General features: G+C 62.4%; 21 protein-coding genes and 1 pseudogene. 17 read left to right on the forward strand and 5 right to left on the reverse strand.

The window, feature by feature from the left end; translation table 11 throughout:
• Position 1: 1 nt before the first annotated feature.
• A complete protein-coding gene (locus PVV54_RS11435) occupies positions 2-1528 on the reverse strand; it encodes an O-antigen ligase family protein (RefSeq protein ID WP_274910038.1) in 1527 nt (508 codons plus the stop codon).
• Between the two features lie 95 nt (positions 1529-1623).
• Between PVV54_RS11435 and PVV54_RS11440 the strand changes: the two genes are divergently transcribed.
• The 12 genes and pseudogenes from PVV54_RS11440 (at position 1624) to PVV54_RS11490 (ending at position 15632) form a co-directional block, all read left to right on the forward strand.
• Positions 1624-3000, forward strand: coding sequence for an oligosaccharide flippase family protein (locus PVV54_RS11440; protein ID WP_274910039.1), 1377 nt, complete (start codon positions 1624-1626; stop codon positions 2998-3000).
• Positions 3001-3295: 295 nt separating this feature from the next.
• Positions 3296-4762, forward strand: a complete 1467-nt coding sequence (locus PVV54_RS11445; protein WP_274910040.1) for an FAD-dependent oxidoreductase — start codon at positions 3296-3298, stop codon at positions 4760-4762.
• A 99-nt stretch (positions 4763-4861) separates the two neighbouring features.
• A complete protein-coding gene (locus PVV54_RS11450) occupies positions 4862-5479 on the forward strand; it encodes an acyltransferase (RefSeq protein WP_274910041.1) in 618 nt (205 codons plus the stop codon).
• A complete protein-coding gene (locus PVV54_RS11455; protein WP_274910042.1) occupies positions 5472-6428 on the forward strand; it encodes a glycosyltransferase family 2 protein in 957 nt (318 codons plus the stop codon). The genes PVV54_RS11450 and PVV54_RS11455 overlap by 8 nt, the downstream gene beginning before the upstream one ends.
• Positions 6429-6436: 8 nt before the next feature.
• Positions 6437-6961, forward strand: coding sequence for a serine O-acetyltransferase (locus tag PVV54_RS11460; protein WP_274910043.1), 525 nt, complete (start codon positions 6437-6439; stop codon positions 6959-6961).
• A 52-nt stretch (positions 6962-7013) separates the two neighbouring features.
• A complete protein-coding gene (locus PVV54_RS11465) occupies positions 7014-7991 on the forward strand; it encodes a glycosyltransferase (protein ID WP_274910044.1) in 978 nt (325 codons plus the stop codon).
• 1 nt (position 7992) lies between these two features.
• A pseudogene (locus PVV54_RS26505) lies at positions 7993-8901 on the forward strand (DUF535 family protein); the annotation flags it as partial.
• A gap of 720 nt (positions 8902-9621) precedes the next feature.
• Positions 9622-10953 (forward strand): glycosyltransferase family 4 protein, encoded by a 1332-nt coding sequence (locus PVV54_RS26510; RefSeq protein WP_342456616.1) that lies wholly within the window; start codon positions 9622-9624, stop codon positions 10951-10953.
• A 21-nt stretch (positions 10954-10974) separates the two neighbouring features.
• Positions 10975-12177, forward strand: coding sequence for a glycosyltransferase (locus tag PVV54_RS11475; RefSeq protein WP_274910046.1), 1203 nt, complete (start codon positions 10975-10977; stop codon positions 12175-12177).
• On the forward strand, positions 12174-13364 hold the full coding sequence (locus PVV54_RS11480; RefSeq protein ID WP_274910047.1) for a glycosyltransferase family 2 protein: 1191 nt from the start codon (positions 12174-12176) through the stop codon (positions 13362-13364). The genes PVV54_RS11475 and PVV54_RS11480 overlap by 4 nt, the downstream gene beginning before the upstream one ends.
• On the forward strand, positions 13361-14098 hold the full coding sequence (locus PVV54_RS11485; protein WP_274910048.1) for a WecB/TagA/CpsF family glycosyltransferase: 738 nt from the start codon (positions 13361-13363) through the stop codon (positions 14096-14098). Before PVV54_RS11480 ends, PVV54_RS11485 begins: the two co-directional genes overlap by 4 nt.
• Before the next feature lie 112 nt (positions 14099-14210).
• Positions 14211-15632, forward strand: a complete 1422-nt coding sequence (locus PVV54_RS11490) for an undecaprenyl-phosphate glucose phosphotransferase (RefSeq protein ID WP_274910049.1) — start codon at positions 14211-14213, stop codon at positions 15630-15632.
• 173 nt (positions 15633-15805) lie between these two features.
• Here PVV54_RS11490 and PVV54_RS11495 read toward each other — a convergent pair whose 3' ends face one another.
• Entirely contained in the window at positions 15806-16741 is a 936-nt protein-coding gene (locus PVV54_RS11495; RefSeq protein WP_274910050.1) for a LysR substrate-binding domain-containing protein, read from the reverse strand.
• A 146-nt stretch (positions 16742-16887) separates the two neighbouring features.
• On the opposite strand from PVV54_RS11495, the gene PVV54_RS11500 reads away from it, so the two are divergent.
• The 3 genes from PVV54_RS11500 (at position 16888) to PVV54_RS11510 (ending at position 18865) form a co-directional block, all read left to right on the forward strand.
• Positions 16888-18264, forward strand: coding sequence for an L-serine ammonia-lyase (locus PVV54_RS11500; protein ID WP_274910051.1), 1377 nt, complete (start codon positions 16888-16890; stop codon positions 18262-18264).
• Positions 18265-18382: 118 nt separating this feature from the next.
• A complete protein-coding gene (locus PVV54_RS11505; protein ID WP_274910052.1) occupies positions 18383-18547 on the forward strand; it encodes a type II toxin-antitoxin system RelE/ParE family toxin in 165 nt (54 codons plus the stop codon).
• A 12-nt stretch (positions 18548-18559) separates the two neighbouring features.
• Positions 18560-18865: a helix-turn-helix domain-containing protein gene (locus PVV54_RS11510; RefSeq protein WP_274910053.1), complete on the forward strand. Its 306-nt coding sequence runs from the start codon at positions 18560-18562 to the stop codon at positions 18863-18865.
• Positions 18866-18947: 82 nt separating this feature from the next.
• Here PVV54_RS11510 and PVV54_RS11515 read toward each other — a convergent pair whose 3' ends face one another.
• The 3 genes from PVV54_RS11515 to PVV54_RS11525 all read right to left on the reverse strand — a co-directional run bounded on the left by PVV54_RS11515 (position 18948) and on the right by PVV54_RS11525 (position 22797).
• The gene (locus PVV54_RS11515) at positions 18948-20243 is read right to left on the reverse strand and encodes an NAD(P)/FAD-dependent oxidoreductase (protein WP_274910054.1); all 1296 of its coding nucleotides are present in this window, start codon (positions 20241-20243) and stop codon (positions 18948-18950) included.
• A 14-nt stretch (positions 20244-20257) separates the two neighbouring features.
• Positions 20258-21346, reverse strand: coding sequence for a polyamine ABC transporter substrate-binding protein (locus PVV54_RS11520; protein ID WP_274910055.1), 1089 nt, complete (start codon positions 21344-21346; stop codon positions 20258-20260).
• Between the two features lie 92 nt (positions 21347-21438).
• Positions 21439-22797 carry a glutamine synthetase family protein gene (locus tag PVV54_RS11525; RefSeq protein ID WP_274910056.1) on the reverse strand — a complete coding sequence of 453 codons (1359 nt, stop codon included), beginning with the start codon at positions 22795-22797 and terminating at the stop codon, positions 21439-21441.
• A 151-nt stretch (positions 22798-22948) separates the two neighbouring features.
• Between PVV54_RS11525 and PVV54_RS11530 the strand changes: the two genes are divergently transcribed.
• Complete coding sequence (locus tag PVV54_RS11530; protein ID WP_274910057.1) at positions 22949-23848, forward strand: helix-turn-helix domain-containing protein; 900 nt, start codon at positions 22949-22951, stop codon at positions 23846-23848.
• 39 nt (positions 23849-23887) lie between these two features.
• Complete coding sequence (locus tag PVV54_RS11535; protein WP_274910058.1) at positions 23888-25801, forward strand: AAA family ATPase; 1914 nt, start codon at positions 23888-23890, stop codon at positions 25799-25801.
• Positions 25802-25808 lie beyond the last annotated feature (7 nt).

A 25808-nucleotide genomic window follows, 5' to 3' on the forward strand; every position in this document is an offset into this window, starting at 1 on the left:
GTTACCTGGGTTGGAGTACGGAAGGGGAAAGTTCGGCGCTTTCTGCAAACCTGAGCCTGCGCACCATCTGCGCATACGCCACGCCCAGGCCGCCCACCGACCAGTACACCACCGGGATGACGGTGATGCTGCTGACGGTGAAAATGATCACCATGATGCCGATCAGCGTTGCCAGCAAGGCGCGCCCAAGGCGCCGATGCTCATCCTCCTTGTCGGGGAATGCCCGCAGGGCCTTGAAGATCGCCCACAACACACTGGCAAAAAAGGCAATGAACAGCGACATACCCACCAGGCCGAAGCGCAACGCCAGGCTGATGTAGCTGTTGACGATGTCGATGATGCCTTCGCCCTGGATCATCGACTGCATCTCGGGGGTACTGCGGAAATCGAACGAGCCGAACAGCGGGTTGCGCTGGATGGTGATCCACGAGTTGTCCAGCAGGCGCTGGCGGTAGGTGATGTTCTCTTTCTCAAGGTTGCCCACGAACGGCAACAGGTCGAGCACCTTTTCGCCCCCCGGTACCACGGTCAGCATCGGCAACGCCAACAAACCGGCGCAGGCCAGCAACAACAAGCGCTTGAATGCGCGCTTGCCGGTGGCGATGAACACGCCAATGATCACCACGGTGCCAATCCAGGGGCCGCGCGACAGCGGCACCACCAGCCCGGCGGCCAGCAGCAAAGCACCCATCAGGCGCTGCCAGCCGCTGCGCACGTAGGCCTGTACGAACAGGTACAAGCCGATGGCCACGCTGATCACGTAGGCCAGGGCAATTGCCTGGCCGGTGGTGGCACTGGCGCGCAGGGCGCCACCCCGGCTGAGGTAGCTGGACATGCTCCACTGCACGCCCATGGCGTTGATCAGGCCGTTGTACAGCAGCCAGTGGCGGCTGTACTCGGCCACGGCAATGATTGCCAGCAGGAAGGCGGCCAGCACGAAGGCCAGCAGGGCGTCCTTGAAGTCTTGCAGGGTCTTCAGGCCGCGGCTGGCGACGTAATACGGCAGGAACACGTCCAGGTACACCGACACGCCCTGGCGCAGGGTGTCGGTTACCGTGGTGTCGCGCAGGTAGAGCAGGGTCATCAGCACCAGGCTGGCGGCCAGTAACTTGTCGGGCAGGGTGCGGCCAAAGCGCAGGGTGTCACTCTGCTTGCTCAAGGCCAAGGCCGCGGGCAACAGCACGCACAAGGCCAGGATGCGGATATGGTTGAGTTCGATCAGGTAGTTGATCACGCCAAAGCCCGGGATCTCCACTGCGGCAGGCGGGATGGCGAACACCAGCATGAAGAACAGCGCCAAGGTGTTGTGCTCGCGCCGACGGGCCACGAACAAGGTGATCATCGCCGCAGCCGTGTACACCCAAAAGCTGTGGGAAAAGAACGCCAGCAGGGTAATCAGAAACCACAGGTTGCGCCGCCGCTTGAAGTCCCGGTCGGGGATCAGGTCGTTGGCTGGCCGCCGCGCGAGAAAAAACACCACGCTGGTGACGAACAAAATGACGATCAGCGCACGAAAATGTTCAGGCATGGGCTACAGGCACCTGTGTGTCGGTGGACGACGGCTAGCGTCATGGCTAATTGAAACTATAGTGACTTCTAGCCATTCAGTCAGAGATTGAATTCATGCCGTCGATTGAAGTGTCAGCAGCTGGGAGTCTGCGTAAAAGAGCACTGGGCGCCGGGGCATGGAACCTGGTGTCGCTGGTTGCCTCGCAGGTGATGCGGCTGGGTGGCAACTTGATCATGGCGCGTTTGCTGCTGCCGGAAATGTTCGGGGTGATGGTCATTGCCACCACCGTGTCGGTTTTATTGCACCTGCTGTCGGATGTGGGCCTGCGCCAGAACATCATCCAGAGCCCCCGTGGTGACGACCCGCTGTTTCTCAATACCGCCTGGACCGTGCAGATTCTGCGCGGCCTGGTGCTGTTTGCCCTGACCTTGCTGCTGGCCGTGGCCGCCTGGTTCGCCCAGCGCGCCGAGCTGTGGCCGGCCGGCTCCACTTACGCCGCGCCAGAGCTGCCGGTGGTGCTGGCAGTTACCGGGGTACAGGCCATCATCTGGGGCTTCCAGTCCACCAAGATAGATGTGGCCGTACGAACTTTCCAACAGAAGCGCGTGGTATTGATCGAACTGATTTCGCAGTTCGTCGGGTTGGTCGTGATGCTGGCGATCGGTTGGTTCACGCACACCATCTGGTCGCTGGTGGCGGCCGGGGTGGTTGCCGCATTGGTGGGCACGGTGCTTGGCCACACGTCCATCGAAGGGCCTGCCAACCGCCTGCAGTGGGACCGCAGCGCGCTGGACGAACTGGTGAATTTCGGCCGCTGGATCCTGTTGTCATCGATTGTTGGCGTACTGGCCATGTATGGCGACCGTATCTGGTTCGGGGCCAGCATGTCGGTGGCGGAACTGGGGGTGTACTCCATTGCCGTGCTGATCCTGGGGTCCATCCAGACTGGGCTGATGAAGCTGTTCGGCGCGGTGGCGCTGCCAGCGTTCAGTGAAGCCACCCGCGACGGTGACAAACCGCGCCTGCGCCTGCTCTACGACCGCTTCAAGTTGCTGGTCGACTTGGTGACGCTGTTTGTCTGTGGTGGTTTTTTGACCGCAAGCCCCCTGCTGATCGGTTGGATGTACGACGAACGTTACGCCGAGGCGGGCACCATGCTGGCCATTTTGTCGCTGTCGTTCCTGACCTTGCGCTATACCTTGACGCATCAGGTATGGATTGCCCTTGGGCATACCAAATACCAGGCCATGGACAACATCATCCGCCTGGTGTCGCTGTGGCTGCTGCTGCCCCTGTTGCTGGCCATCGGCGGGCCGCACCTGGCGATTTACGGGGTGGCCCTGCACGCCTTGCCTACGCTGGCGCTGATTGTTTACGTAAACCGCAAACTGGAGATTTTCAACCTCAAACGTGAGCTGATGGTGCTGCCGATGGTGGGGGTGGGCGCGCTGTGCGGTGAATTGGTGACACGGTTCTTCCATTGGCTGTGACGGTGTGCTCTACACAGGCGGTGCCAAGGCGATGGGCAGGATGGCGCATCGCGGATTCGGGGCTAGGATTCAAAAGAAAAAGGCACAGCACAGGTTTGGGGATCATGGGGAAGCTAACGTTTTGCACACTGGCGCTTAACCGCCGGGGTTTTCTTCGTCACTGTGTCTTGCTGGGGGTGGGCGGGGCGGTATTTGGCAGCTCGGCCATTGCGGCCGCCAAACCGGCAGCGAAAACCGGGTATGTGGTGATCAACGGATGGGTATTGCCGTCCCAGTACTTCCGGGACCAGTAGGTATGATCAAGGACTATCAGGCGCAGAAGACGCTGCGCGATACCTATGATTTTTGCATCGTCGGCGCCGGGCCGGCGGGCATCACGCTGGCTTTGCAGCTGGCAAAGGCCGGCTGGAGCGTGGTGTTGATCGAAGGCGGTGGCCATGAGTACGCCCCGCGTTCGCAGGAGCTGTACCATTGCACCTCGTCGGGCTGGGAGCTTTACCCGGGCGAGACGCGCCTGCGTTTTCTCGGCGGCACCTCCAACCACTGGGCCGGCCGCTGCCGCCCGTTCACGCCTTCGGACTTTGCCGTGGCGCCTCAGGGAGGCTTGCCAGGCTGGCCGATCCCCTACGCGGAGATCGAGCGCTACCTGGCTGCGGCCATGGACATCGTGGACTTGCCCCAGGGCGCGGAATTTCACGCCATGAACGCGGCCTTGAAAGGCGGCGATTTCGACGCTGACCGTTTTCTGCTCAGCCCGCCAACACGCTTTGCGCAGAAGTACGCCACGGCACTTGAAGAAACCGCCGGGCTGGATGTGTTCATCAACTGCAATTGCGTGGACCTCGAGTTCGACAAGGCCTCGGCCAGCCTCAAGGCCGTGCAGGTGTCGGATTACGACTTGCACCGTGAGCGCATCGTGGCCAGGCATTACGTGCTCGCTACGGGCGCGATCGAAAATGCCCGGCAGTTACTCAACAGCCAGTCGCTGCGCGAGGCTGGCGTCATTACCGCTGACGGGCTGGCCGGCAAATGCTTCATGGAGCACCTGAACGTTGAAATGGGCGGCTTCATCCTCAAAGACGGTGAAGACACCAGCCCGCATCAGTACTACACCACCGACGCCTTTGTTGCCGAATACAGCGCAGGCAAGGGCAATGTCACCACCTCTGTGCTGGATGATGTGCAGACCTATGGCAGAACCGCCGAGGTCAAGCACTTTCTGGAGAGCCTGGCCTGCGAGATGGGCGTGGCCAGCAAGATCGAGTTCGTGGCCAAGTTCAGCTGCCCCGGTGACGGCGTGATCAGCACCATGATCGAGCAGTTTCCCAGCGCGAAAAGCCACATTTCGCTGCTGGAAGAAAAAGACGCGCTGGGCGTTGCCAAGGTCAACGTCAATTGGGTGCTCAGCGAGTACGACCGGCACACCATCAGTTGCATTGGCAGCGAGCTGGCCAAGCAGTTTGCCGACATGGGCCTGGGTTTCGTCAAGCTCAACCCCTTTGTCTACGACGCCAGTATCCCCCTGAAGATGCAACCGCATGCACATCACATGGGCACCACGCGCATGGCGGCGTCGCCGGAACATGGCGTGGTCGACAGCAACTGCAAGGTGTTTGGCACCGAGAACCTTTATGTCGCCGGCAGCAGCATTTTCGCCACCGGCGGCGCTTCCAATCCGACCATGCCACTGTTGCAGTTCGCGTTGCGCCTGGCGGACCACCTCGACCAGAAAATGAAGTCCACACGCAGTGCCGTGGTGTGAAGCAGTATCGGGTTGAGCGCGACACGGTCAGCACCTAGAAGAACGAGACCGGGTACGCCTCAGGGACAGTCAGAAAGCATTATCGACGAGGCAGACAGCATGTTTGGATGGCTACGGAGTGCCGTGGGGTATTACGTGAACGCAACCGGCCGTGGCAGCGGGCTGTGGCGCAAGTTCTGCAACCCGACGCCGCTGGAGTGGGGCACCTACCTGGCGCGATGGGGCAAGTTCCACTCCGTGGGCCACAGCGTCTACATCAATTGCGGCGTATGCGTCACCGACCCGACCCTGGTGCGCATTGGCAACTGCGTGGGCATGTCGGACTGCACGCTGATCGGCCATGACGCGGTGGTCATGCTGATCGAGCACCTGTACGACAAGCAGCTGGACTCTGTGGGCTATATCGATATCCGCGACAACTCCTTCATCGGCCACGGCGCCATCGTGATGCCGCGGGTGACCATTGGCCCCAACGCGGTGGTCGCCGCCGGTGCGGTTGTCACCAAAGATGTGCCACCGGGCATGGTGGTGGCCGGCAACCCCGCCAAAGTCATCTGCAGCCTTGAGGAGCTGGCCAGCCGGGTTGAAGCGCGTTGCAACGCCTACCCGTGGATGGAGATGGTCAAGCAGCGCCAGGGTGCGTTCGACCCCGACCTGGAGCCAACCCTTGCCGCGTCGCGCAAGGAGTATTTCTTCGGGGAGGGCCGCAATGGCTAGCAAACCCGTCGATGTGATGGTGGTCAACTTCAACACGGCCTCGCTGCTGCAGCCGATGTTCGATGCCCTGCGCCAAGCCAACAGTGAGCGGCTGGCCAGCTACCTGGTGGTGGACAACGCCTCGGCGGACGATTCGGTGCAGCGCATGGCCGAGGTGTGCCCCGAAGCGCTGCTGCTGAGCAACAAGCAGAACATCGGTTTTGGCCGGGCCAACAATCAGCTGTTGGCGCACCTGCAAGGCAAGTACGCGCTGCTGCTCAATACCGATGCCTTTGTTGCCCGCGACAGCCTGGAGAAAACCCTCGCCTACATGGACGAGCACCCCGAATGCGGCGTGCTGGGCGTGCGCCTGGAAGGCCGTGACGGGGAATTGCAGCCCAGCTGCCGTTACTTCCCCACGCCTTTGAATATTTTCGTGGCCCGCACCGGCCTGTCGCGCTTGTTCCCCGGCTTGAAGATGGTCGACGAAATGAATTGGGACCACGGCTCGGTGCGCGAATGCGACTGGCTGCCGGGGTGCTTTTACCTGGTGCGCCGCGAAGTGCTCGACAAAGTCGGCCTGTTCGACCCGCGCTACTTCCTTTATTACGAAGAAGTGGACCACTGCAAGCGGGTAAAAGAGGCCGGCTGGAAGGTGGTGTTCTACCCGCATACCACGGTGGTGCACATCGGCGGCGAAAGCTCCAGGTCCGTGGCCGAGCTGGAGGCGGCCAGCCGGCAGATCTCCGCGTACCAGATCGAAAGCGAGCTGCTTTATTTTCGCAAGCACCATGGCGTGTCGGGGCTGGCGCTGCACATGGCGCTGGTGTGCCTGGGCGACCTGGTGCTGGCGCTCAAAGCCTTGCTCAAAGGGCGCGGCTGGGGCGCGATCAAGGCCTGCTGGCGGCATACCCAGGCCACTTGGGCGTTACTGCGCAAAACCCGCTATGCCACACAACCAACCCGGTAGGTGATGCCATGTTCGACAACATTCGCGCAGATTTGCGTGCCTACGGCGGCGATTGGGGCGCCCAGGGCTTCTGGGTAATGCTGGTGTACCGTTTTGGCCGCTGGCGCTATGGCGTGCGCCCGGCACTGCTACGCAAGGTGTTTTCGTTCATCTACAAGGTGCTGTTCAAGTTCGTGCAGATCATTACCGGGGTCGAGTTGCCCTGCGAAGTGGAGGTGGGCCGCAACTTCGTCATCGACCATTTTGGCGGCATTGTCATCAGTGGTTACGCCAAGTTCGGCGATGATTGTCGCATCCGCAACGGCGTGGTGGTGGGGCTGAAGAATGTCAGCGAGCCGACCGCGCCGGTCATCGGCAACAACGTCGATATCGGCGCCGGGGCCAAGGTGCTGGGCAATATTCGCATCGGCAACAACGTGGTCATTGGCTCCAACGCGGTGGTGCTGATTGACGTGCCGGACAACGCGCTGGCCGTTGGCGTGCCGGCCACGGTGAAAGTGCGCCAACAGAGTGAAACGACAGCGTACACATAAGCCCGTCATGATCAAGGGCAGCAGGCACAACGCGTTCGGGGCGGGGAAGCGCATGGTGACAGGCATTGGAGTGGTGGTGATCGGGCGTAACGAAGGCCTGCGCCTGGAGCGCTGCCTGGCCTCGTTGGCCGGCTGCGCGGACCAGGTGGTGTATGTGGATTCCGGGTCCAGCGACGGTTCCGTCGAGCGGGCATTGGGCCATGGCGTGGACGTGCTGGCGTTGGACATGTCGATCCCGTTCACGGCGGCACGTGCGCGCAACGAGGGGTTCAGCCGTTTGTGCGCACTGGTGCCGAGCCTGCGGTATGTGCAATTCGTGGACGGCGACTGCGAAGTGATGGCCGGCTGGCTGGCCAAGGCCCAGGCCTTTCTCGATGAGCACCCTGCTGTGGCGGTGGTGTGTGGCCGGCGCCGGGAACGCTTCCCGGAGCGCTCGGTGTACAACCAGCTGTGCGACCTGGAATGGGACACCCCGGTCGGTGAAGCCAAGGCCTGCGGCGGTGATGCGCTGATGCGGGTGGAAGCCTTCACCGCGGTGTCTGGCTACCGCCCGGGGCTGATTGCGGGCGAGGAGCCCGAACTGTGCGTACGCCTGCGCGCCCGTGGCTGGAAGATCTGGCGGCTGGATGCCGAAATGACCCTGCACGATGCCGACATGACGCGCTTTGGCCAATGGTGGCGGCGCAGCGTACGCGGTGGTTATGCGTTTGCCGAGGGCGCCTACCTGCATGGCCACCCGCCAGAGCGGCACTGGCGCCGCGAGTCGCGCCGTGCCTGGATGTGGGGGCTGCATGTGCCCCTGGCCACACTGGTGGCCTGCCTGCTGGTTGGCCATTGGGGGCTGTTGGTGTTGCTGGTGTACCCGTTGCAGATCTTGCGCCTGGCCCGGCGGGGCAGCCGGTCGCAGCGGGAAAACCGGTTGTTGGGTGTGTTTCTGGTGTTGTCCAAGTTCCCCGAGATGATCGGGCAGGTGAAGTTCCTGCTGGACCGGCTGACGGCCAGCAAGGCGACCTTGATCGAGTACAAATGACATGGCCATCAAGCGAGGACCACTCACCAACAGCCTGTTCACGGTGCACCCGGGTTACTCGCCGCGGGCGCTGAAAAACAAGCTGAAACTGACCCTGCTGATGATCCGGCAGTGGCCACAGTTGCAAGCCTTCAATCAACGCATGGCGGCCGCCTTGGGCGAGGAGGGGTATACCGCACTGGGCGACGACACCCTCGGCATCGTCCAGTGGCCCTACATCAGCAAGGGCTGGGAAGCGCCCGAACGGCTGGAGGCGGTGGCGTCGCACTATGAAGTGGTGGGCAGCCAGTTCCCGAGCCTGTTGCTGTTGGGGCGTGAAGGCAGCCGCACCCTGTGTGACCTGTCGGCGTTTTCTCAAGGCTGTACCCTGGTGCTGGACCGGCCCATCTGGTTCAAGCGTGAAGGCGAACTGGTGCTCAACCTGTTCCAGGGCGAGCTGCGGGTGGCGTCGCTGGCGTTCAGCCTGCGCCGCGAGCAGGGTGAACTGTGCCTGTTCATCGGCGCCGTGCAGGGCATTCATAAAGGTGTCGACAGTGAAACATCGCTGAACATCTACCGCGATCTGACCAAGGATTTTGAAGGACTGCGCCCAAGGAGCCTGCTGATCGAAGCCATCAAGTGCATGGCGCGCCTTGTCGGTGTAACACGTATCCATGCGGTCAGTGACCAGTACCGCCACCACCGCCATCGCTATTTTGGCGCAGACACGGGCCGTGAGCTGGCTGCCAATTACGACGTTATCTGGCTGGAAAGTGGCGCCGAACCCTCTGAGCGGGACGATTTTTTCACCATTCCCCTGGCCGCCGCCAAACGCTCGCTTGAAGAAGTAGCCCCCAAGAAACGCGCGATGTACCGCCGTCGGCATGCTCTGCTCGATGACCTGTTCGCGCAGCTTGCGGCCGCGCTGCCCGACTGCGCGGCGCAGGCGAAACTGGCGCTGCATCGCTATCGTCTGGGCAGCGCACTGGCCGCGCAACAGCACCAGGCGCCCGAGCCACGGCCATCGCTGCCCGCCAGGCTGGCTGCGATCGTGCGTCAGATGCTGACCGAGCCGCGTGCCGACCAGCGCTTCATTGCCTACCTGCGCAAGGCCGGAGTGGCTGCTACCTGCAGGAAGCTGCTGCGTGAACTGATCAAGCACGGCCCACGGCTGCTGTGGAAACCGGCCGAAAGCAACCGCAAGAGCCTGCCGTTGAACGACCCCGGCGTGCCGGCCAGTGAGTTGTTCCCACGGGAAATGCTGCTGGTCACAGAGCTGCCCGCCGTCGGAAGGCCTGCGTGGTTGCATACCGCATTGCAGGCGCTTGGCTATCACTGTCGGGTAGTTGACTGGCGCGACAGCGCCGCCTGCCTGAATGCCCTGCAGACTTCAGCGGCACTGATCGTTCACCGCCTGCCGGCCGTTGAGCCGATCATGCAACTGCTTACGCAAGCCAGACGCCTTAAAGTGGCCACCTATTGGGATGTGGACGAAGCGATCTTCGACCCTCATCTGTACCGTCAACAGCATGACCTCAGTGGCATGGGCGAGGAGCGCATCAACCAGATCATGGGCGCTGTGCTGCTGTTTCAACAGGCAATGCTGGCCTGTGATCGCGCCATGGCGGCCACCCCGGCGCTGGCCAAAGTGATGCTCGACCTGGGCGTTGGCCATGTGAGCGTGGTGGAGGGCTCCGAGCAATTGGGGCAACTCTTCCCGCTGCTGTTGCCGGAGCGGCGCAGGCGCGTGCTGTCGGCCAACGTGTTCTTCGCCCCGCGCAGTTTTGGCGGTGCCACGGTGGTGGCCGAACAGATGGCACGGCTGATGGTGGCCACGTCGCCGTTCCAGCAGTTTATCTTCACCTCGCTGCCGGAGGCGGACGCCGCGCCCTACAGCCTGTATCGCTACGAGGCGCACGGCGCTGCGGTGATCGGGATGGGCCTGCCGGACACGCGCACGGGCCTCGAGGATTTCGAGAACCCCGCGACCACACCGGTGTTCGACGCCGTGCTCAAGCGCATCGCGCCGGACCTTGTGCACATGCACTCCATCCAGGGCTTTGGGGCGCAATTGGCCGACAGTTGCCGACGTGCCGGCATCCCGTTCGTGGTTACCGTGCACGATTGCTGGTGGATCTGTGGCCGCCAGTTCATGATCAACAACCATGGCCGCTACTGCGGGCAGAGCACCATTGACGAAGATGTGTGCGCAAAGTGTGTGGATGACGCCACGCTCAACCGCTACCGCCAGGCCTTCCTCGCCAACACGCTGAAGCAGGCCAACCTGGTGCTGGCCCCCAGCAGCTTTGCCCGTAACTTGTATATCGCCAATGGCTTCGATGCGGCCAAGGTGCGGGTTAACCGCAACGGTATCTTGCCGCCTGCCGCCGACTTCGAGCGCTTGCCCGGCAAAACCGTGCGTTTCGGTTTTGTAGGGGGCAACACCACCATCAAGGGCATTGACGTCATCAATGCTGCATTTGCCTCACTTACACGCACGGATTACGAACTCAAGCTGGTCGACAACCTCTTGCACCTGGGGTTTCGCTCGTTCAACCGCAACAGCATGAAAATCCCCGGCACCGTGAGCATCTTCCCGGGTTACACCCAGGCCAACATGGACGACTTCTTCGCCGGCATCGACGTGCTGCTGTTCCCGACCCTGGTCAAGGAAACCTTCGGCCTGGCCGTGCGTGAAGCCTTGGTGCGCGATGTATGGGTGATCAGCACCCATGCCGGTGGCACGGTCGAAGACATCATCGACGGCGTGAACGGTACGCTGATCCCGTTGAGCTCGGACGAAAAGTACTTGCGCCAGGCCATCGTCGACATCCTCGACAACCCCGAGCGCTACCGCCAGCACCGCAACCGTTTCAAGCAGAACATCACCTTGTGCAGCGACCAGGCCCTGGAGCTTCAGGCCCTGTATGACGATGTGCTCAAGGCGAGCCTGCCGGCAGAGGGCGTATGCCCCCAGCGCTGACTGAACTTCCCAGGGAGCCCTATGCGTATTGCTTATTTCATCAACCAGTACCCGAAGGTCAGCCACAGCTTCATCCGCCGGGAAATCCTGGCGCTGGAGCGCCAGGGTGTAGAGATTCAGCGCATTGCCCTGCGCGGCTGGGACGGGGAGTTGCAGGACGCCGAGGACATCGCCGAGCGCGAAAAGACCCTGTATGTGCTGCAGGCTGGGGTCAAGGGCTTGTTGAAGCCGCTGTGGCAGGTGCTGCGGGTTCAGCCCCGGCGCTTTGGCTCGGCCCTGTGGCTCACCGTGCGCATGGGCCTGCGTGCCGATCGCCCGCTGCCGTATCACCTGGTGTACCTGGCCGAAGCGTGCCGTGTGGTGCAGTGGCTGCACGCCTTTGGCGCCGAGCACGTGCATGCGCACTTCGGCACCAACTCCACCGAGGTTGTGATGCTGGCCAACGCCCTGGGCGGGCCGGCGTTCAGTTTTACCGTGCATGGGCCTGAAGAGTTCGACAAACCGCAGTTTCTGCACGTAGGCGAAAAGGTGCGTCGAGCGGCGTTTGTTGCATCCGTGAGCTCATATGGGCGCAGCCAGTTGTACCGCTGGGTGGCCCACGAGTACTGGCCGAAGGTCAAGGTGGTGCATTGCGGGCTGGAGCCGAGTTTTCATGAAGTGCCCGCCGTCGCGGCGCCTGAAGCCCCGCGGCTGGTGTGCGTAGGGCGCCTGTGCGAGCAGAAGGGCCAATTGCTGTTGCTGGAAGCAGCTCGTCGGCTGTTGGCACAAGGTGTGGCCTTTGAGCTGGTGCTGGCCGGTGATGGCGAAATGCGCCCGCAGATCGATGCGCTGATCGCCCGTCATGGCCTACAGGCGAATGTGCGCATTACCGGCTGGATCAGCAGTGCGCAGGTGCGAGAAGAAATCCTCGCTGCACGTGCCTTGGTGTTGCCGAGTTTTGCCGAAGGCTTGCCAGTGGTGATCATGGAAGCCATGGCCTTGCGCCGGCCCGTGCTCACCACGTACGTGGCAGGCATCCCTGAACTGGTGCGCCCCGGCGAGAATGGCTGGCTGTTCCCGGCGGGTGCCGTGGATGAATTGGCCGTGGCCATGGCCGATTGCCTGGCGCAGCCGGTGGACGTTTTGCAGCGCATGGGCGAGGCGGCGCGCCAGCGCGTGCTGCAACGCCACGACATCGACACCGAGGCGGCCAAGCTGGCTGGCTATTTCAAGGCATTGGCATGATGACGGTGATCACCTGGCTGTTGGGCGCGTTGGCACTGTTGGTGTTGCTGCCGGTGACGGTGTTGTTCGCACAGGTTGTGCTGGCCTGCCTGCCGGCACGGGCTGCTGCACCTGCGGGTGGCGTGCGGCCTCGGGTGGCAGTGCTGGTGCCCGCGCACGATGAAGCCTCGGGGATTGCTGCGACGGTGCAGGGGATTTTGCCGCAGTTGGTCGAGGGTGATCGCTTACTGGTGGTGGCCGACAACTGCTCGGACCAGACCGCGGCCCTGGCCCGCGCCGCTGGGGCCGAAGTGGTGGAACGCCAGCATGCACAGTTGCGTGGCAAGGGCTACGCACTGGACTGTGGCGTACGCCACCTCGTGGCAGCACCGCCTGATGTGGTGGTGGTCATTGATGCCGACTGCCAGGTCAGCCCCGGCTCCGTTGACCACTTGGCCCGGCGCTGCGTTGAAATGGGCGGGCCCGTGCAGGGCCTGGACCTGATGTGCGCGCCGCCGGGCGCCGGGTTGAAAGTGCAGATTGCCGAGTTCGCCTGGCGCGTGAAAAACCTGGTGCGCCCGCTGGGCTGGGCCCGGGCCTGCCTGCCGTGCCAGCTGATGGGCACGGGCATGGCCATCGGTTGGCACGACATCGCGGCGGCCAACCTGGCCACCGGGCACCTGGTTGAAGACTTGAAGCTGGGGCTGGACTTTTGTCGCTATGGCAAACCGCCCGTTTTCTGCCCCCAGGCCTGTGTCACCAGTTTGTTCCCGACCAGCCAGGAAGGCCTTGCCGGGCAACGCACGCGTTGGGAGCATGGTCATCTTGGCGTACTGCTGACCGAAGGGCCGAAATTGCTGGTGGCTGCGCTGGCGCGGCGCAACGTGCCGCTGCTGGCCATGAGCGTGGACTTGATGGTGCCACCGCTGGCATTACTCAGCCTGCTGCTGATGGCGGTGTTCACGGTTGCCTGGCTGGCATTCGGTGTGCTGGGCATTGTGTTCCCTGCGGTGGTTGCCACCCTGGCGCTGGCCATGCTGGGCAGCGCCGTATTCTTGGCGTGGGCGCGGTTCTCCCGCGACGTGATCCCGTTTTCCGTATTGGCGTACGCGCCGCTGTACGCACTGAAAAAGGTGCCGCTGTACCTGGGCTTCCTGGTCAGGCGCCAGGTCGAATGGGTACGCTCGAAACGGGATGACAATCAATGAGCTGGCAACGTAACTGGCAGGCAGTGATCGAGCGTATGCAACTGGTCGCCGACTCGGCCGACGAGCAGCGCGTGCTGGCGCGCCTGAGTGCGCCGGGGCGGGCGACCGTGCTGGGCTTCGTCAATGCCCATGCCCTGAACATGGCCGCCCTCGATGGCGGGTTCTGCAAGGCGTTGAGCGCTGCCGATGTGTTGCTGCGCGATGGTTCGGGCATGGCCATCCTGTTTCGTCGCCTCGGCCAGGCGCCAGGGCTCAACACCAACGGCACTGATTTCATCCCCAAGCTGCTGGCCAGTTACGCCGGCAGGCGCGTGGCGTTCTGGGGCACCGAGGCGCCCTGGTTGCCGGAAGCCGCCAGGCAATGCGAGGCCCGGTATGGTGTGCAGGCGGTCTCGGTCCACCATGGTTTCGATGAGCCGGCGGTTTACGAAGACTTGGCGCGCAACCTGCAGCCTGAACTGATCGTGTTGGGCATGGGCATGCCGAAGCAAGAGGCGCTGGCAGCCCGGCTCGCCAGCTGCGGCGTGCCCTGCGTGATCGTGTGTGGTGGCGCGATCCTGGACTTTATGGGCGGCAAAGTGACGCGTGCACCGCGCTGGCTGCGGCACCTGGGCGGGGAGTGGTTGTATCGTCTGGCGAAGGAGCCGCGCCGCCTGTTCATGCGTTACGTGGTCGGCAACCCGCTGTTTTTGCTGCGCACTTACCAGTTCTCGGGGCGAAGGCAAAAGCCCTGAGTGCGCCCGCAGGGATGGCCGGGTACTGCTACATTGATGGCAACTGACGAATATTGGCCCGGCGGTTTTTTGGCAACCACCGCTGCAGCGCACATTGCGATGAGGTCTGAGCATGGTTTTCGAACCCAGAAGCAGTCGGTCGTTACTCCAGCGTCGAAGCAGCGTCAGCAACGCCATCCAGGCCGGCCTGGACGGCATTGCCGTGACCGGCGTGGCCTGGTACCTGATTTACGACCAGATCGGCTACATCACCTCGGACTACGTGATCATGCTGCTGTTGCTGATCGGTGCGCTGGCGGTGATCTACGACCATTACGCTATCTACCGTACCAACGTAGGGCTGTCGATCAAGGCGTTCCGGCTGTTCAAGGCCTGGTCGGCCACGTTCTGCTTTTTGGTGGTGCTGGCGTTTTTGACCAAAACCAGCGAGGTCTACTCGCGGATGGTGGTCGGGCAACTCTTCGTTTTCGGTTATTTCGTGCAGCTGTTCCTGCATTTTGCCGTGCGCGAGGTGCAAAAGCGCTTCACGGCCCATGCCCGGCTGGACAACGCGCTGATCATCGGGGGAGGGGACTTGGCCAACTTCCTTTACCAGAAGATCAGCAACAACCCCTGGTTTGGCGAGCGGGTAATGGGTTGCGTGCTGACGGACGAAGGGGCATGCCTGGCGAAGGAGGGGGCTGACGGCAAGCAGCGGCTGCCTGTGTTGGGGCATATCGGTGAATTGGACGCAATTGTTGCCCAGCATGCGATCCGCACGGTTTACCTGGTAACGCCGCTGGGTGGCTCCAAGGTGATCAACGACGTGTACCTGAAGCTGCTCGACAAGTGCATTGCGGTGAACTGGGTGCCGGATATCTTCTCGCTGCGCCTGATCAACCACAGTGTGCGCGAGATCGCCGGGATTCCCGTGCTCACCCTCTCCGAAACCCCCCTCACCGGCATGAGCCTGTTCCTCAAGAACCTCGAAGACCGGGTGTTGGCGGCGCTGATCGTGCTGTGTATTTCGCCAATCCTGCTGGCGATTGCCGTGGTTATCAAGCTCGACAGCCCAGGGCCGGTGTTCTTCCGCCAGGAGCGTACCGGGTGGACCGGGGAGTCGTTCCGCATCTGGAAGTTCAGGAGCATGCATGTGCACCAGCCGGAAGGTGGCGTGGTCAAGCAAGCGCAAAAGAACGACCCCCGGCTGACCAAGGTGGGGGCGTTCATCCGCCGCACCAGCCTGGATGAGCTGCCGCAGTTGTTCAACGTGTTGACCGGCGAAATGTCGCTGGTTGGCCCACGGCCCCATGCTTTACAGCATGATTCGCTGTACTCGCAGGACATCGTCGACTACTTCGCCCGCCACAACATCAAACCGGGCATGACCGGGTTGGCGCAGGTGCGGGGGTTCCGGGGCGAGACGAAGAATGTTGAGCAGATGATTCAGCGGGTGGACTCGGATATTGAATACATCAACAACTGGTCATTGTGGCTGGATTTTGTGATTCTGGTGCGCACGCTTAATGCGTTTACAGGCAAGCATGCTTATTGATAGCCCAACCGTCCTGCTGTAGGAGCGGATTCACCGAAACGTCGGACCGCCGCGATCCAGGCGACGCGGTGGATGGCACCGGCTTCGCCGGTGATCGCGGCTGAAGCCGCTCCTACAGGCCGTTGTGCAGGCTTTGAATGGAGCGGTTTCACCCGCAAACACGGGCAAGCGCATCACGTCAACGCATGCAGCCCTCTGAACGCCCGCGCTTCCTCCACCAACCAGTCATGCACCGCCCGGGCCCCCGGCTGGTTCAGCCCACCGGGCGGGTAATGCACCACATAGCGCTTATGATTCGCGATGGGTGTGCCAAAGGGCACGATCAAAGCACCACGCTCCAGTTCATCATTGAGCAACGTGCGCCGCGCAATCGCCACGCCAATGCCGGCAATTGCCGCCTCTATCGTCAGGTGGTTACGGTTGAACGTGTGCCCCCGCCGCACATCCAGCCCCCTGGCACCGATGCCTTCCAGATAAAACTCCCACTCGGCGAATTCCGAGCTGCCACGCCAGGCAGTCATATCATGCAAAAGCGGGTAGTGCACCAGGTCTGCCGGGCCATGCAGCGGTGGCCGGCCGCGCAGCAGGGCGGGCGAGCAAACGGGGAAAATCTGCTCGTCGAGAAGCGGCGTCGACAACATGCCCGGGTAGCTGCCGTCATTCAGGTCGATGGCCAGGTCAAAGTCTTCCGGGTTCAGGGCCTGGGCGCTGTCCTCGGCGACCAGGCGCAGTTCGATGTCCGGGTAACGCTGTTGAAAACGCGGTAGCCGGGGTGTCAGCCATTTGGCGAGGAACGACGGGATCGAACGCAGGCGCAGGGTGCCGCGGATTTCGCCGGCGTCCAGCCTCACCAGTTCGGCCTCGATGCTGCCGTAGGCTTCGGCCACTGTTTGGGCAAGGCGCTGGCCTTCGGCACTGAGCTCCACCCCACGGGCACGGCGCAGAAACAGCCTATAGCCCAGGCGCTCTTCGAGCTGACGCATCTGTTGGCTCACGGCGCCGGGGGTGATGTGCAGTTCTTCGGCGCAGCGGGTGAACGACAAATGCCGCGCGGCACAGGCGAAAACATGCAGCCAGACAAACATCTGGCCATTGAGTTGGCGTTTCATCGTTTAGCGTGGCTAAAGCCTGGCTTAGGAACTTTCGTTGGTCATTGACCGGTTTGCAGAGCAGTATCACGCAAATTGGAGTCTCCGTTCAATTTTTCAGACAATCCGTACAGTGGCTTTATCCGCCAGTACGTTCAGGCATTAGCATGGCTATCAGTGTTTTCGACCTTTTCAAGATTGGCATCGGCCCGTCCAGCTCCCACACCGTAGGCCCGATGCGGGCGGCGGCGACCTTTGCCCAGGCGCTGCGTGAGCGTGGCCTGCTGGCTCGGGTCGGGCGCGTGGAAGTGCGCCTGTACGGCTCGCTGTCGGCCACCGGTGTTGGACATGCCACTGACCGGGCCTGCCTGCTTGGGCTGATGGGGCAATGGCCAGACCGGATCGACCCGGCAACCATCGAGCCGCGCATCAACCAGTTGATGCAGGAGCAATGCCTGATGCTCGACGGCAGCCACCCGCTGGTCTTCGATTACAGCCGCGACATGCTGCTATTGGACGAGAGCCTGCCCTATCACCCCAATGCCATGACCCTTCATGCAGAAGGCGAGCAGGGCGTTTTGTTCAGCCAGACCTACTATTCCGTGGGCGGTGGCTTTATCGTCGAGCAGCAGGAAGTTGATGCACCCCGGGCTGCAGAGCAGGGCGTTTGCCTGCCCTACGAATTTTCCAGCGGTGCCGAGCTGCTGGCCTTGTGCAAAGCTAATGGCCTGAGTGTGGGGCAATTGATGATGGCCAATGAGTGCGCCTGGCGCCCGGAGGCTGAAGTGCGCGAGGGCTTGCTGCGGATTTGGGGCGCCATGCGCGATTGCGTCGAGAACGGCCTGCGCAATGAGGGCATCCTGCCGGGTGGCTTGCAGGTCAAGCGCCGGGCAGCGCGTTTGCACCGCAGCTTGCAGGAGTTGGGCAAACCCAACGTCATCGGGTCGACCTTGAGCGCCATGGAGTGGGTCAACCTGTTTGCCCTGGCCGTCAACGAAGAGAACGCCGCAGGTGGGCGCATGGTCACGGCGCCTACCAATGGCGCGGCTGGCATCATTCCCGCCGTGCTGCACTACTACATGAAGTTCAACCCTGAGGCGACTGACGACGACGTCGTGGCCTTCCTGCTCGCAGCGGCTGCGGTCGGCATCCTGTGCAAGAAAAACGCATCGATCTCCGGTGCCGAAGTCGGTTGCCAGGGGGAGGTGGGTTCAGCGTGTTCCATGGCTGCAGCCGGCCTTGCCGAAGTGTTGGGTGCAACGCCGCCGCAATTGGAGAACGCTGCCGAAATCGCCCTGGAACACAACCTGGGCCTGACCTGCGACCCGGTAGGCGGGCTGGTGCAGGTGCCGTGCATTGAGCGCAATGCCATTGCTGCAGTAAAAGCGATCAACGCCGTACAGATGGCCCTGCGAGGCGACGGCGAGCACTTTATCTCACTCGACCGGGTAATCCGCACCATGCGCGACACCGGGGCGGACATGCATGCCAACTACAAGGAAACCTCGCGGGGTGGTTTGGCGGTTGCGTTTGTCGAGTGCTGATAGCGCGCGGGGCGAGCGTTAGGAAATTTCCTACAAATCACGGCGAAACCGCAGACTATGCACACCATGTCGATGTTGGAAAACTATGCCCGCCACGGGTATGGTATGGGGATGTCACATGGAAGTTTTCAAGCGCAGGGATTTCGCGCGTTGGCAAATGGCGCAGCGACTGACTGACAGCATGTTGTGCCAGGCCGTCAACGAGATGCGCCTCGGGTTGATTGATGCGAGCCTCGGCTGTTTTCTGTGGCACTTTCCCGAGCGTTGCAATCAGGTGTTTTGATGGAGGTGGTGTGTGAGCAGCAAGCTTGTCGAGTCGTTGCGTGAAGACCTGGCTGCCCTGCATGAGGCAGGTGCTGTTACCAAAGTAACATTGCGTGATTTCGAGTTGCTTTGCCCTGCGCCGGTTCGCGACTTCAGTGCGCTGGACATCCGGCATTTGCGTGAGGCCCTCAATTTCAGCCAGTCGGTGTTCGCCCTGCACCTGCATACCAGCGCATCGACCATTCGAAAATGGGAACAGGGCGAAACACGGCCGGCAGGGCCGGCCTTGAAACTGCTCAATGTCATAGCCAGCAAAGGGTTGCAGGCTATTCTTTGACACCTCAAGTAATTTCTGGATTGGAAAAAACATTTAAAAACAATGTGATGACCTGTTTATCTAATGTTCTTTAGCATGGTGGTCAACTCAAAGCCTCACGTATCCGGTACCACATCATCCCCAACGCCAGCAGCGGCGAACGCAACGCTTTGCCCCCCGGGAACGTCAGGTGGGGCACGGCACTGAATATGTCCAGCCCCTGGCTGTGCCCCAGCGCGATGCCCTCAGCCAGCAATTTGGCCGTCCAGTGCGTCACATTCAGCCCGTGCCCGGAATAGCCCTGCGCGTAATATACGTTCGGGTGCTGGCTCAGGCGGCCGACTTGGGGGAAACGGTTGGCGGTGATGCCGATCATGCCGCCCCACTGGTAATCGATGCGCACATCCGCAAGTTGCGGGAACACCTTGAGCACCTTGGGCCGCATGTAGGCGCCGATGTCCTTGGGGTCGCGGCCTGAATAGTGGCAGGCACCGCCGAACAACAGCCGGCGGTCGGCGGTGAGGCGGTAATAGTCCAGCCCGACTTTCTGGTCGCACAGGGCCATGTTCTGAGGGATCAGTGAGCGCGCAACGGCTTCAGGCAGCGGCTCGGTTGCCACCACGTAACTGCCGGCCGGCAGCACTTTGCCACTCAGGCGCGGCTCCAGTTCGTCCAAGTGGGCGTTGCAGCCGAGCACCAGGCTTTGCGCCCGGACCCTGCCGCGTGCGGTATGCAGGGTCACCGTGCTGCCATGCTCGATGCGCAGCACCGGGCTTTGCTCGAAAATCCGCACGCCCAGGCCTTGGGCGACGCGGGCCTCGCCCTGAACAAGGTCGAGCGGGTGCAGATGGCCTGAACCCATGTCCACCAGCCCGCCCGCATACAGGTCGCTGGCCACGATGCTGCCCATGTGCTGTGGCTCGATCAGTCGTGTTTCGTGGCGGTAGCCCAGGTCAGCGAGATCCGCCTGCTCATCCTTGAAAGCGGCGAACTGTGCTGGCGTATTGGCCAGCTCGCAGAAGCCCCAGCGCAGGTCGCAGGCGATGCCATATTGCTCGATGCGCCTGGCCACCAGCGCCACAGACTCGATGCCTGCCTGCTTCAGGTAGCGCACGCCATCCTGGCCGACGTAGCGGGCAAAGCCGCTGACGTCGTGGCCAATGCCACGTATCAGCTGGCCGCCGTTGCGCCCGCTGGCGCCCCAGCCGATGCGCCGGCCTTCCAGCAAAATCACTGAAAGCCCGCGTTCGGCCAGCTCCAGCGCGGCGTTGACGCCGGTCAGGCCACCGCCGACCACGCAGACATCGGCCGTCAGTTCGCCCTCAAGGCTAGGGTAGGTAGAGGCATCGCGCGCCGTGGCGGCGTAGTACGACGCGGTGTGTTGGGTAGTTGCAAGCATGGCGCGGCCTCGGCTCAGCGGTTGGACTTGATCTTGCTCCAGGAGCGGGTCATGACACGCATGATCTTGGGGCTTGGGGTGCTGGAGATGTACAGCTTGTCCAGCACCGCCTGTGGTGGGTAGACCTCGGGGTTGTCGACCAGCGACTCATCCATGTAGGCCTTGGCGTCGGGGTTGGCGTTGGCGTAGCCGACCGTGGCGCTGACCTTGGCGATAACCTTCGGGTCGAGCAGGTAGTTGATGAAGGCCAAGGCTTGCTCCGGGTTGTTGGCGTCCTTGGGGATGGCCAGCAGGTCGAACCACAGGTTGCTGCCTTCTTTCGGGATGCTGTACGCCACCTTCACACCGTTCTTGGCTTCGACCGCACGGTTGGCGGCCTGGAACACGTCACCCGAGTACCCAAAGGCCACGCAGATATCGCCGTTGGCCAGGTCAGACACGTACTTGGAGGAGTGGAAGTAGGTGATGTAGGGGCGCAGTTCCAGCAACTTGGCTTCGGCCTTGGCGTAGTCCGCCGGCTTTTCGCTGCGCGGGTCCATGCCCAGGTAGTTGAGCATGGCCGGGAACAGCTCGTCGGGCGAATCCATGAACGCCACGCCGCATTGCTTGAGCTTTTTCAGGTTCTCGGGCTCGAACAGCACGGCCCATGAATCGATGTGGTCGATACCCAGCGCGGCTTTGACCTTGTCGACGTTGTAGCCGATGCCGTTGGTGCCCCACAAGTAGGGCACGGCGTACTGGTTGCCGGGGTCATTTTGTTCAAGTTGTTTGAGCAGTTTAGGGTCCAAGTGCTTGAAATTAGGCAGCTTGCTTCGGTCGAGCGGCAAGAAGGCACCGGCTTGGGCCTGGCGGGCGAGGAAGTGGTTGGACGGCACCACCACGTCGTAACCGGTGCGGCCTGCCAGCAGTTTGCCTTCCAGGGTTTCGTTGGAATCGAACACGTCATAGACCACCTTGATCCCGCTGCTGGCCTGGAAATCGGCCAGGGTGGTGTCGCCAATGTAGTCGGTCCAGTTGTAGACACTGACGCTCGGCACGGCCTGGGCGGCGGTGCCGAACAGCAGGGCGAAGGTTGCGGGGATCAGGGTTTGCAGATGACGCATGGCGGACACCTCGTTTTTTTTAAAGTTGGGTGTGCGGGCTGCATTGCAGCCCGATCGCGGCTGAAGCCGCTCCTGCAGGGGCGCAGGGTTGGTTAGACGCTCAGGAGCAGGAACTCACGCTCCCAGGAGCTAATCACGCGCTTGAAGTTCTCGTGCTCGGCGCGTTTGACCGCCACGTAGCCCTGGACGAACTGCTTGCCCAGGTGGCGCTGCACGGTCTGGCAGTCTTCCATGTGCTGCAGCGCGTCTTCGATGGTGATCGGCAGGCGCAGGTTGCGCCGTTCGTAGGCGCGGCCCTGCACGGGTGCGCTCGGCTCGATCTTCTCGACCATGCCCAGGTAACCGCACAGCAGGCTGGCGGCAATGGCCAGGTAGGGGTTGGCGTCGGCGCCGGGCAGGCGGTTTTCCACACGCATCGCTTCGGGGCTGGACGTTGGCACGCGCAAACCGGCAGTGCGGTTTTCCTCGCCCCATTCGACGTTCACCGGTGCCGAGGTGTCTGGCAAGAAGCGGCGGAACGAGTTGACGTTTGGCGCGAACATCGGCAGCACTTTCGGGATGTACTTCTGCAAGCCGCCGATATGGTGCAGGAACAGCGCGCTCATGCTGCCGTCTTCATTGGCGAAGATCGGCTTGCCGGTGGCGATGTCGACCACGCTCTGGTGCAGGTGCATGGCGCTGCCGGGCTCGTCGGTGATCGGCTTGGCCATGAAGGTGGCTGCAACGTTGTGCTTGAGCGCCGCCTCGCGCATGGTGCGCTTGAACACGGTGATCTGGTCGGCCAGGTCCAGCGCGTCGCCGTGGCGGAAGTTGATCTCCATCTGCGCCGGGCCGTCTTCGTGGATCAGCGTGTCCAGGTCCAGGCCCTGGATTTCGCACCAGTCGTAAACGTCCTCGAACAGCGGGTCGAATTCGTTGGCGGCATCAATCGAGAACGATTGGCGCCCGCTTTCGGCACGGCCCGAACGGCCGACGGGTACTTGCAGCGGCAAGTCCGGGTCTTCGCAACGCTGGGTCAGGTAAAATTCCATTTCCGGTGCGACGATGGGCTGCCAGCCTTTGTCGGCATACAGCTTGAGCACTTTCTTCAGCACGTTGCGCGGCGACAGTTCGATGGGGTTGCCCTGCTTGTCGAAGGTGTCGTGGATAACGATGGCTGTTGGCTCGATCGCCCACGGGATCTGGTACACCGCCGTTGGGTCGGGGCGGCACACCATGTCGATGTCGGCGGCGTCGAGCAGGTCGTAGTAGATGTCATCGTCGACGTAGTCGCCGGTAACGGTCTGCAGCAGCACGCTTTCTGGCAGTCGCATGCCGCGCTCATGGAGGAATTTGGCCGTGGGGGCGATCTTGCCGCGGGCAATGCCGGTCAGGTCGCTGATCACGCATTCGACTTCGGTGATCCGGTGTTCTTTCAGCCAGGTGGACAGCTGATCGAAAGGGGCGTTCATACAGACCTCTTGGTTGGGTTTTGTGTGCCCGGCGGGTAAGGGTGGCTTCCCAGGCGCCGTGCTGAGGGCTATCTTGGGCGCAGCCCCGGTGGCTGATCTATCCACTTTCTTCTCAGATAAATGCACCAAAAGAGTGCATACAGGACAGCGCGTGACAACGCCCAATGCCATGCAGGTTCAGGCTTTCCACACCACTGACGTGACCGAGCAGGTGCGTGCGACCCCCGGTTGGCAGCAGCAATACCGGCAAATGTCGCCCGGCCATTTCAGCGGCCAGCTGCGCTGCCTGGGGCTTGATGGGGTGGAGGTTTACGAAGAACGGCTGAACACGCGGGTCGAGCAGTTTTTCCGTGCGCCCAGCGGCTCACTGGCATTCTGTTTTGATCAGAGCGAAAACAGTCTGTATCTGCTCAACGAGCAAAGCCGCAATATCTGGATTACCCCGGAGAACTATCAGGAAGTCGCGGTGGTGTTCGACCGCGCCTTCCTGGCCACGCATGGCCTGGACCCGCAGCGTCTGGAAGGTTTGTTCATGGTGCCCCTGGGCAGTGGCCAGAATGCACTGTTCGGCAGCTGGCTCAGCGCCACCCTGACACGGTTGGGCCATGCCGACTGCCCGCTGCAAGGCCAGGCGCTGGCAGAACAGCTGCTCGAAGACTGCCTGTTCATCCTCGACAACGCCTGCCAGCGTTTGCAGGGCGGGGCACTGGGCAGGCGCGGTGAAGAGCGGGCGATCATGCAGCGGGTCAGTGAATGGGCCGCCGATTGCCCGGAAGAAACCTTGAACCTGATGGAACTGGCCGAGGTTGCCGGGGTTTCTCTGCGCCAGTTGCAACAAGCGTTCAAAGCTTTTACCGGGATGCCTCCTGCCCAATGGCTGCGCTTGCGGCGGTTGAACGGCGCCCGCCGTGATTTGTTGTACGCAAATGAGGCTACGGTGGCGGAAGTGGCCATGCGCTGGTCGTTCTGGCATTTGGGAAGATTTTCAGAGAGTTACCGGCAGCTCTTCAAGGAGTTACCCAGCGAGACCTTGCGGCGCGGCAGGCGTTAAAAATGCTATCGTGCGCGGTAGTTTCCACCTGAGGTTCCGATGTTCTACCTGCCCTTGCCCAGTGAGCTGGCGGACCGCTTTGCCAGCGCGCCCAGCAATACCGACCTGTTCACCCGCGTCAGCTTGCTGGAAGCCGCCGCCGTGCTGTTCGTGCAGAACCTGCCGCGTCAGGCTGCCAGTGGTTCTGCCGATGCCCAAGAACGCCGGTTTGCCGAGATCGTGCGCATCGCCACTGAAGTGGACGTTGCCGCGCCGGGGCGCTTCCAGGGGCAGGTGGGCCAGCATTTTGACCGTGAAGCCTTCGCCATGGGGCTGGGCATGCTGGGTGAAAACGGTGCCGGCCTGCTGTCGGCGGAGGTGGAGTATGACGTCGGTGAACTGCTCGACGCCGAGGGCCAGTGGAATTTTCAGTTCGCCGACACTTACCGCCAGCGCGCCACACCGCTACACCCGGTGCACCTGACGTCGCTGGCCAGCGATCTGCGCCTGAGCGATCAGCAAAACCGTTTGTTGCGCGAGTTCATCAGCGGTGTGGACGAGTCTGTGGCGGTGCAAGGCTTTGCTGGTACGGGCAAGACCTTTCTGATTCACCAGTTCGCGCGCTTGCTGGCCCCGCAACGCACGCTGTTGCTGGCACTGACCGAAGGCCAGTTGCGCGCACTGCAGGCACGGGTGAAGGATGCAGCGGCTTACACCGCACTCACGTTCGGCCAGCTGGCGGATGAAATCCTCAACCGTGACCTGACCAGCAACGGCTGGCGCTTGCGCGACCCTTACCGCACCAAACTGTCGTGGCGCCCGCAGGAGGCGCAGGTGGTGAAATGGCTGGGCATCCCCGACATCGGCCCGTTGGCCGCGCGCGACGTGGTTGCCCTGTGCATCAAGGCCGTGCGCAGCTTTTGCCGCAGCGCCGACAGCCAGATGCAGTTGCATCACCTGCCGTGGCCCGGCCCCGGTATCACGCCTCTGGACCAGGAAGTATTGCTGGAGAAAGCCCGGCTGTACTGGCAGGAGCTTATCCGCCCCTCGGCGCGGGAAATTCAGCTGCCGGTGCGCGACTACCATCGGGTCAAGCTGCTGTCGTTGACGGCCGAGGTGATCGACGCCCGGTTCAGCCATGTGATCGTCGATGAGGCCCACGAATTGTCCGCGCCCATGCTGGCGGTGCTGGACCGCAGCCCGCAAGCCGTGATTGCCTTGGGTGACGAGCTGCAAAACCTCAATGGCCTGAGCCCGCACCACGGCCATTTCATCCGCCAGCGCTGCATCGACCATTCCTTGCGCGCCGGGCCGGCCATGGACGCTGTGCTCAACCCGCTGATCCAGGCGCACCCGGCTGCCATCCAGGCAGCCTTTGCCGGCAGTGCCGAGCACTACACCCGGGTCAGCTTCTTCGACACGGTCAGTGTGCCGCAGCAACCCACGGCACTGATCGTCGATGACGAGTGGGGCCTGTTCGGCTGGTTCCAGCGCCTGACCCACCAAGGCGTGCCGTTTGTGCTGCTGCAAAGCGCCCGCAAGGACTTCGAGCTGTTCGTTGAGGACTGCATCGAGCTCTACCGCTATGGCACGCGCCCGCGGCACCCGATGTTGTTCCGCTACGGCAGCTGGCAGGCGCTGGAGCAAGACAAAGGCGACGATAAGGCCTTTGCGGCCGTGGCCAACATGCTGCGCAAGGGCTATACCCCGGAGCATTTCGCCAAGGCCAAGAGCCGCTATCGTTGGGACAAGGCCCCAAAACTGTTCCTGGGGCGGGTGAGCGATGTGCGCAACATGGAGTTCGCCCGGGTGATGGTATCGCCTGAACTGATGGTGGAACCCACGGTTGCAGGCAATCGCAATGAGCGGGCGCGGATGCTGGCAGGGTTGTACACCGCCTGTTCGCGGGCGCGGCACGAGTTGATCGTGCCGGGGGGGATGCTGGACTGGGTGAAGGACCAGTCCAGGCAGTAACGGGCCG

The organism is Pseudomonas sp. PSKL.D1, assembly GCF_028898945.1.
Taxonomy (GTDB): domain Bacteria; phylum Pseudomonadota; class Gammaproteobacteria; order Pseudomonadales; family Pseudomonadaceae; genus Aquipseudomonas.